Below are 6098 nucleotides of genomic sequence, written 5' to 3'. Positions count from 1 at the left end.
CTCGACCGCGACATGCCCCACGACCTGGTCGAAGCCGCCGAGGACGCCGCCGTGCCGCTGCTGCCCGCCGTCGGAGACCTCGAGCCCGAGTGCTCCTGCCCCGACTGGGGCCACCCCTGCAAGCACGCCGCCGCCCTGTGCTACCAGGCGTCGTGGCTGCTGGACGCTGACCCGTTCGTGCTGCTGCTGATGCGCGGGCGAGGCGAGCGCGAGCTGGTCGAGGCACTCCAGCGCCGCGACGCTCACAGCGACGAGACAGCCGCCGGGGACGCCGAGCAGGCGGCCGGCGGGGTGCCGGCGGCCGAGGCCTTCGCGGCAGACGTGCCACCGCTGCCCGAGCCCCCGCCGCTCGAGGTCGCCTTCGCCCCGCCCGCCCTGGACCCGCCCGCGGACCGAACGCCCGGCGTGGACGTGGCCGCGCTGCGGGTGCTGGCCGCCTCGGCCGCCTCCCGGGCGCACGAGCTGCTGCTGCACGGGCGCCTGCCGGAGCTCACCGAGTATCAGGACAGGGTACGCCTGGCCGCCGACCACGATCTCGACCTTGGACTCGAGGCGGCCGTGCAGGCATGGAGGTACGGCGGCACGCACGGCCTCGACGTGCACGAGAGCGCCTGGACGCCGCCCCGCCGGGACCTGGCCAGAGCGCAGGCCCTGCTGGAGGCGGGCTGGGAGGGCGAGCGCCCGCCGCAGGTCGAGGCGTGGCGCAACCGCTGGACCCTCGGCGCCCTGCAACTGCGCTACGGCCGAGACGGCCGCTGGTACCCCTTCACCCAGCGCGACGGCGTGTGGTGGCCCGCGGGCCCGCCCGAGCGCGACCCTGCGGCGCTCGTCAGCGGATAGACCTCCCGGGGCTAGGAGGCCACCGAGATGACGTGGCGGATCGAGGTGCGGTCGGTGACCAGCTCCAGCATGCAGTGGGCCACGTCGGCGCGGCTCGTGCTCAGTCCGCGTCTGACGTTGAGGTCGCGGGCCGTGCGGTAGGCGCTGCGCTCGCCGTCGGTCAGGCGCGAGGGCCGGACGATCGTCCAGTCCAGGTCGCTGGCGCGCAGCAACCGCTCGGCCTTGGCCAGGTCGGCGTAGGAGTGGCGCAACATGCGCTGAACGAGCGGCTTGAGCACGTACCGCGTGACCGGGCCGTCGCCGGCGTCGGTGACCAGGCCGCTGGCGCTGACCATCAGCAGGCGCCGGGCGTCGACCTGCGTCATGGCCTTGATCATGGAGGAGATGCCGTCGAACTGCACGGTGGTGGGGCCGCTCTCGCGCGTGCCCATCGCCGAGAGCACCGCGTCGCGGCCCTTGACCGCCGAGGTGATGGCGTAGGGGTTCATCACGTCGGTCTCGGCGACGTCCAGGCGCCCGCGCAGCTCGGCGGGCAGCCTGGACGCGTCGCGCACGACGGCGGTGACCTCGTGGCCGAGGTCGAGTGCTTGGCGCACGAGCTGCTGTCCCGTGCCACCGGTCGCTCCGAAGATCGCGAGCCTCATCGGTGCCACCTCTCGTGAGTTTGTGAGTATTCACTCACCCTACCTCCGGGGCCGGTCGTGTGCCCATCCGGGACGGTCAGCCTTCGGTCAGGGGGGTGTCCCGGTAGGCGCGCCAGAGGGCGAGGTCGTAGCCCAGGCCCAGGGCCGCGCCGAGCAGCAGCGGGGCCCCCAGTGCGGCCAGGGTGCCGGTCAGCAGTGTGGTGGCGGCGATGGGGGCGGCTGAGACGGCGATGCTGCGGGCCAGGCTGGTCATGCTGGCGGCGGCCGTGCGGTGCGCGGAGGGGACGACCGCGGCTGTGAAGGCCTGCCGCGCCGGTACGTCGATCTTGGAGACTGTCTGGCGGAGCAGCAGCAGGGCGACGGCGGTGGTGAGGTCGGGGGCGAACGGGATGCAGGCCAGCAGCAGGTTGGCCACGGTGTGTGGAAGGAGCATGGTGGCCAGCAGACCGCGCCGGGCGGCCAGCAGTGGCGCGGTGAGCTGGGCCAGGGCGGGGAGCAGGTTGGCGGCGAAGAACACCAGGCCCAGTTGCGTGGTCGTCGCGCCGTAGCGGTGGGCGAACCACCAGGCCAGCACGGCCTGGACGGCCAGCCCGCCGGACAGGGCGTCCAGCGCGGACAGCCCGGCCAGCAGGCGGACCTGTCCCGGCACCCGCAGGCGGTGCCCGCTCTGGCCGGGGCGGGCGGTTTTGGGCGCCTCGGCCTGCGGCGACAGGTGCCAGAACAGTGTCACGGTGCCGGCGGCCAGGATCGCGTACAGGGCGAAGGCGGCGTCGGGGGCCGATGTCCACGGCTGGAGCCCGAGGGCGGCGGCGGCCAGCGCGCCCAGTGCGCCGGAGGCCATGGCGGTGACGTTGTAGCAGGTGAAGAGGGAGGTGTGGCGGGCCTGGGGGCAGGTCTGGGCGAGGATCGCCTGTTCCACCCCGGAGAACGGCGTGTTGTCGTTGGTGGAGGGCGAGATCGTCCCGATGAAGGCGGCGGCGACCAGGATCGGGTAGGACTCGCTGAGCGCGAACACGGCGCCGGTCACCGCCATCAGGCAGCCGCACGCGATCAGCGTTCGCCGCCGTCCCCACATGTCGGCGAACAGGCCCAGCATCAGGCTCGCGAACACCGAGCCGGCGGAGGCAACGGCCAGCAGCAGGCCGGTCTGCCAGGGGGCGTCGCCGTCCTGGGCGAGCAGCTCGGCCAGGAGCACGCTGGTGCATCCGTACCCGAAGGTCCGCAGCGCCCGTGCCGCGATGATCAGCAGCCCGTTGCGCCCCACTTCGGCCGGAAATAGGCCCCTGACCTGCGTGTTTGACATGTGGCATGATGTCGCGCGTGCCACAGGGGGCACACTGCGAACGCGCGGAAACACGCAAAGATCTTCCTGCGGCTGCCCTGACATGGCCAGGCGGCCGCGAGGCAGCGCCGTACGCTCAGGACTGAGCCGGGCACCCCAGTACGGTGAGTCTCGGGGTGCTCGGCGCTTGGCTCAGCCGCCCTCGGGCGCGAAGGCGTCGCCGTGCAGGCGGCGGCCCAGTCGTTCTCGGCACTATTCGGGAGCGTAGAAAGCGGTGGTGTTGGCGACGGCGGCGGCGACCTGGTCCGGCGGGCCGCCCGCGGCCAGGTGGGACTCGCCCCAAGCCTGGCTGCTGGCCGTGATGAAGCGACGGCCCTCCGGAGTCTCGTGGAAGGAGCCCTCGTCGATGCCGGGGGCGCCACCGGTGGACAGGTGCAGGCCCAGTCCCAGCAGCGACAGGTCCCAGCCCACGCCGGTCGCGCCGGGCCCGAACTGCCCCCACATGTCGGGCGGCACCTCGGCGCTGTGGCGCAGCTCGAACAGCGTGCCGCCGTCCTCGGCGGACAGGCGTACCTCGACCTCGGAGAAGCCGGGGTTCTCGCCGAACAGCCAGCTGACCTTCAGCAGGCTGGGCGGCTCGCAGCGCAGGATCTCGCCGCCCGCGTTGCCTTCGAGCTGATACGTGCCCCCGACCCGCAGGTCGCCGCTCACGGGCAGGAACCAGCGGCTCAGCCGCTCGGCGTCGGTGCAGGCGTCCCACACGTCCTCGACCTCGGCGTCGTAGTGCCGTCGCAGCACCAGGGTTTTGACGTCGCCGTCTTTCAGCTCGCGCCGAGCCTTCAGGAGCTCGTCCACAATGTCCATCAGGTGTCCTTTTCGTTCGTGCGGCGCTCGCGCTTGCCGCGGGCCAGCTCCGTCGCCAGCGCGTCCAGTCGTTGGTTCCAGAAGCCGCGAAATCGTTCCAGCCAGAGATCGACCTCCTGCAGCGGACCCGCCTCGACGGCATACAGCCGCCGGGTGCCCTGGGCCCGCACGCTGGCGAAGCCGTTGTCTCGCAGCACCCGCAGGTGCTGGGAGACGGCCGGCTGGGAGATGCCGAACTCGCGCTGGATGACGGCGGTGAGCTCGCCCGAGCTCTGCTCGCCGCCTGCCAGCAGCTCCAGGATCCGTCGCCGGACTGGATCGCCGAGGACGTCGAATGCGTGCACGACCCGAGTGTTTCAGGCTCTGCTTATATAAGTCAAACCTGGGATAGGCGTCAGTCATCCAGCCCGCGGGCGCTGAGCGCCTCGCCGAGGGCGTCGGCGTGCCGGAGCGAGCTGACCACCAGCGGTACGGCGAAGGCCCGCAGGCTGCGCTCGACGCCCCTGGCCCGCTGGGCCTCACGGACGCGGGTGGCCAGCCCGGCCACGACCGGCACGCTGCGCACGGTCAGCGACAGCAGCAGCGACAACCGGAACGGGTCCAGGCCGACGAACCTGGCAGGGGCCAGGCAGCGTTCCAGCGTGGACATCATGGCCGACACGCGGGTGGTGAGCGTGACGAGCCCGGCCAGCGCCACGGCCAGCACCACGCGCAGCGTCGCCGACATCGCCCCCTGCAGATCCACGACTGCCCACTGCATCCCGAACAACATCACCGCGAACCACCGCACCGGCTTGACCTGCGCCCAGGCGGCCGCCACCCCGACCCCGGACAGCGCGTACAGGCCCGCCACGACGACCGCCGCCCCGGCCAGTGACAGCGGCGAGCGCAGCAGCACCAGCGCCGTGCACGCCAGCGCCAGCCCGGCCAGCTTGACACCGGGCGGCAGCCTGTGGAGCGGCGAGTCGCCGGGGACGAAGGCGCCGGTGAGGCCGTTCACGCCATGATCTTCCGGTAGTGGGCGATGGCCTCGTCCGGGGTGTCGTCGGCGACGATCCTGCCCTGGTCGAGCACCAGGACGCGGTCGAAGTCCGCCAGCAGCGGCAGGTCGTGGCTGACGACCACCACCTGCTGCGGCATCTCGCGCAGCAGCGCGGCGACCTGGCGGGAGTGGCGCAGGTCGAGCAGCGTGGTCGGCTCGTCCATCACCAGGATGTCCGGCTCCAGCACCATGACCGAGCACAGGGCGAGCAGCTGCTTCTGGCCACCCGACAGGTGGTGGGCGGGGTGGTCGGCGTGGTCGCCCAGGCCGTACCTGGCCAGCACGTCGTGCACGCGCCGGTCGACCTCATCGCGCGTCAGGCCCTTGCGGCGCAGGGAGAACGCCACGTCCTCGGCCACCGTCGGCATCACGATCTGCGCGTCCGGGTCGGTGAACAGGAACCCGACCCCCCGCCTGATCTTGGCCGCGTGGCGGCGGGTGTCGAGGCCGAGCACGGTGACACTGCCCGAGGTGGGCAGGGCCAGGCCGTTGATCAGGCGGGCGAGCGTGCTCTTGCCCGAGCCGTTGGCGCCGACCACGCCAACGCGGTGCTCGGGCAGCCTGGCAGTGATGCCGCGCAGCACGTCGCGCTCGCTGAGCCGTACGTGCACGTCGGCGAACTCGATCACGGCGTACCACCCGGAACGCTGCGAATTCTGATCACGCCGGTCCTCCGTCTCGTCCAGGACCGACCACCTCGAACAGGGCGGCCACGCCGAGCCCGCCGCCGACCGCGGCCGCGGCCAGCCCCAGCGTCCCCGGCGGGGCGCCCGTGCGGACCAGGCGGCTGAACAGCCTGGTCACCACGACCGCGCCGCTCGCGCCCCACGGATGCCCCAGGGCCAGCGCGCCGCCGTCGGCGCACACCCGTTCGTCGTCCATGGGATCGAGCCCGAGCGTGTCGGTGACCGCCAGCACCTGCGCCGCGAACGCCTCCACGATCTCCACCGCCGAGACCCGTTCCAACTCCACCCCCGCACGCGCCAGCACCCGCCGCACCGCGGGCACCGGGCCCCAGCCGGGCAGCTCGGGATCGCACCCGACGACGGACCCGGCCACCAGCCGCATCCCCGGCAGGCCCGCGCGCAACCGCTCGGGCACGATGGCCACGGCCGCGGCGCCGTCACTGACCGGCGAGGAATTACCGGCCGTAACTGTACCGTCCGCCACGAACGCCGCAGGCAGCCGGGCCAGCGACGCCGCCCGCAGCGGCCTGGGCCGCTGATCGTCGCAGCGTCCGCCGATCGGGACGATCTCCTCCTTCAACCGGCCCGCCTCCCTGGCGGCCAGCGCCCTGGCGTGACTGCGGCAGGCGTAGGCGTCCTGGCGTTCGCGGCCGATGCCGCGTGCCGCCGCCAGCGCCTCGGCGGCCGGCCCCATGTCGGGATCGGGCCGTCCGTCCGGGGTGAAGGGCGCCCTGGGGTAC

General features: G+C 73.0%; 8 protein-coding genes. 1 reads left to right on the top strand and 7 read right to left on the bottom strand.

The window, feature by feature from the left end; all coding sequences use genetic code 11:
* Positions 1-840, top strand: an 840-nt coding sequence (locus AB0J09_RS53800) for an SWIM zinc finger family protein (RefSeq protein WP_360709936.1), incomplete at its 5' end; no start/stop codon positions are given.
* A gap of 11 nt (positions 841-851) precedes the next feature.
* Here the strand turns inward: AB0J09_RS53800 and AB0J09_RS53795 are convergent.
* From AB0J09_RS53795 to AB0J09_RS53765, 7 genes are all read right to left on the bottom strand, one after another.
* On the bottom strand, positions 852-1484 hold the full coding sequence (locus AB0J09_RS53795) for an NAD(P)-binding oxidoreductase (protein WP_360709934.1): 633 nt from the start codon (positions 1482-1484) through the stop codon (positions 852-854).
* Positions 1485-1560: 76 nt separating this feature from the next.
* Positions 1561-2787 carry an MFS transporter gene (locus AB0J09_RS53790; protein WP_360709933.1) on the bottom strand — a complete coding sequence of 409 codons (1227 nt, stop codon included), beginning with the start codon at positions 2785-2787 and terminating at the stop codon, positions 1561-1563.
* Positions 2788-3018: 231 nt separating this feature from the next.
* Positions 3019-3630 carry an SRPBCC family protein gene (locus tag AB0J09_RS53785; RefSeq protein ID WP_360709931.1) on the bottom strand — a complete coding sequence of 204 codons (612 nt, stop codon included), beginning with the start codon at positions 3628-3630 and terminating at the stop codon, positions 3019-3021.
* The gene (locus tag AB0J09_RS53780; RefSeq protein WP_360709929.1) at positions 3630-3974 is read right to left on the bottom strand and encodes a metalloregulator ArsR/SmtB family transcription factor; all 345 of its coding nucleotides are present in this window, start codon (positions 3972-3974) and stop codon (positions 3630-3632) included. Before AB0J09_RS53780 ends, AB0J09_RS53785 begins: the two co-directional genes overlap by 1 nt.
* Before the next feature lie 50 nt (positions 3975-4024).
* The gene (locus AB0J09_RS53775; RefSeq protein WP_360709927.1) at positions 4025-4630 is read right to left on the bottom strand and encodes an energy-coupling factor transporter transmembrane protein EcfT; all 606 of its coding nucleotides are present in this window, start codon (positions 4628-4630) and stop codon (positions 4025-4027) included.
* The gene (locus tag AB0J09_RS53770) at positions 4627-5301 is read right to left on the bottom strand and encodes an ABC transporter ATP-binding protein (RefSeq protein ID WP_360709925.1); all 675 of its coding nucleotides are present in this window, start codon (positions 5299-5301) and stop codon (positions 4627-4629) included. The genes AB0J09_RS53775 and AB0J09_RS53770 overlap by 4 nt, the downstream gene beginning before the upstream one ends.
* A gap of 31 nt (positions 5302-5332) precedes the next feature.
* Positions 5333-6098: thiolase family protein (locus AB0J09_RS53765; protein WP_360709923.1), on the bottom strand; the 766-nt coding region annotated here is incomplete at its 5' end.

The sequence above is a fragment of the Nonomuraea sp. NPDC049784 genome (genome assembly GCF_040659615.1).
Classification (GTDB): domain Bacteria; phylum Actinomycetota; class Actinomycetes; order Streptosporangiales; family Streptosporangiaceae; genus Nonomuraea.
Note: the sequence above shows the minus strand (reverse complement) of the source record. Positions and strands in the feature narration are given on the sequence as shown.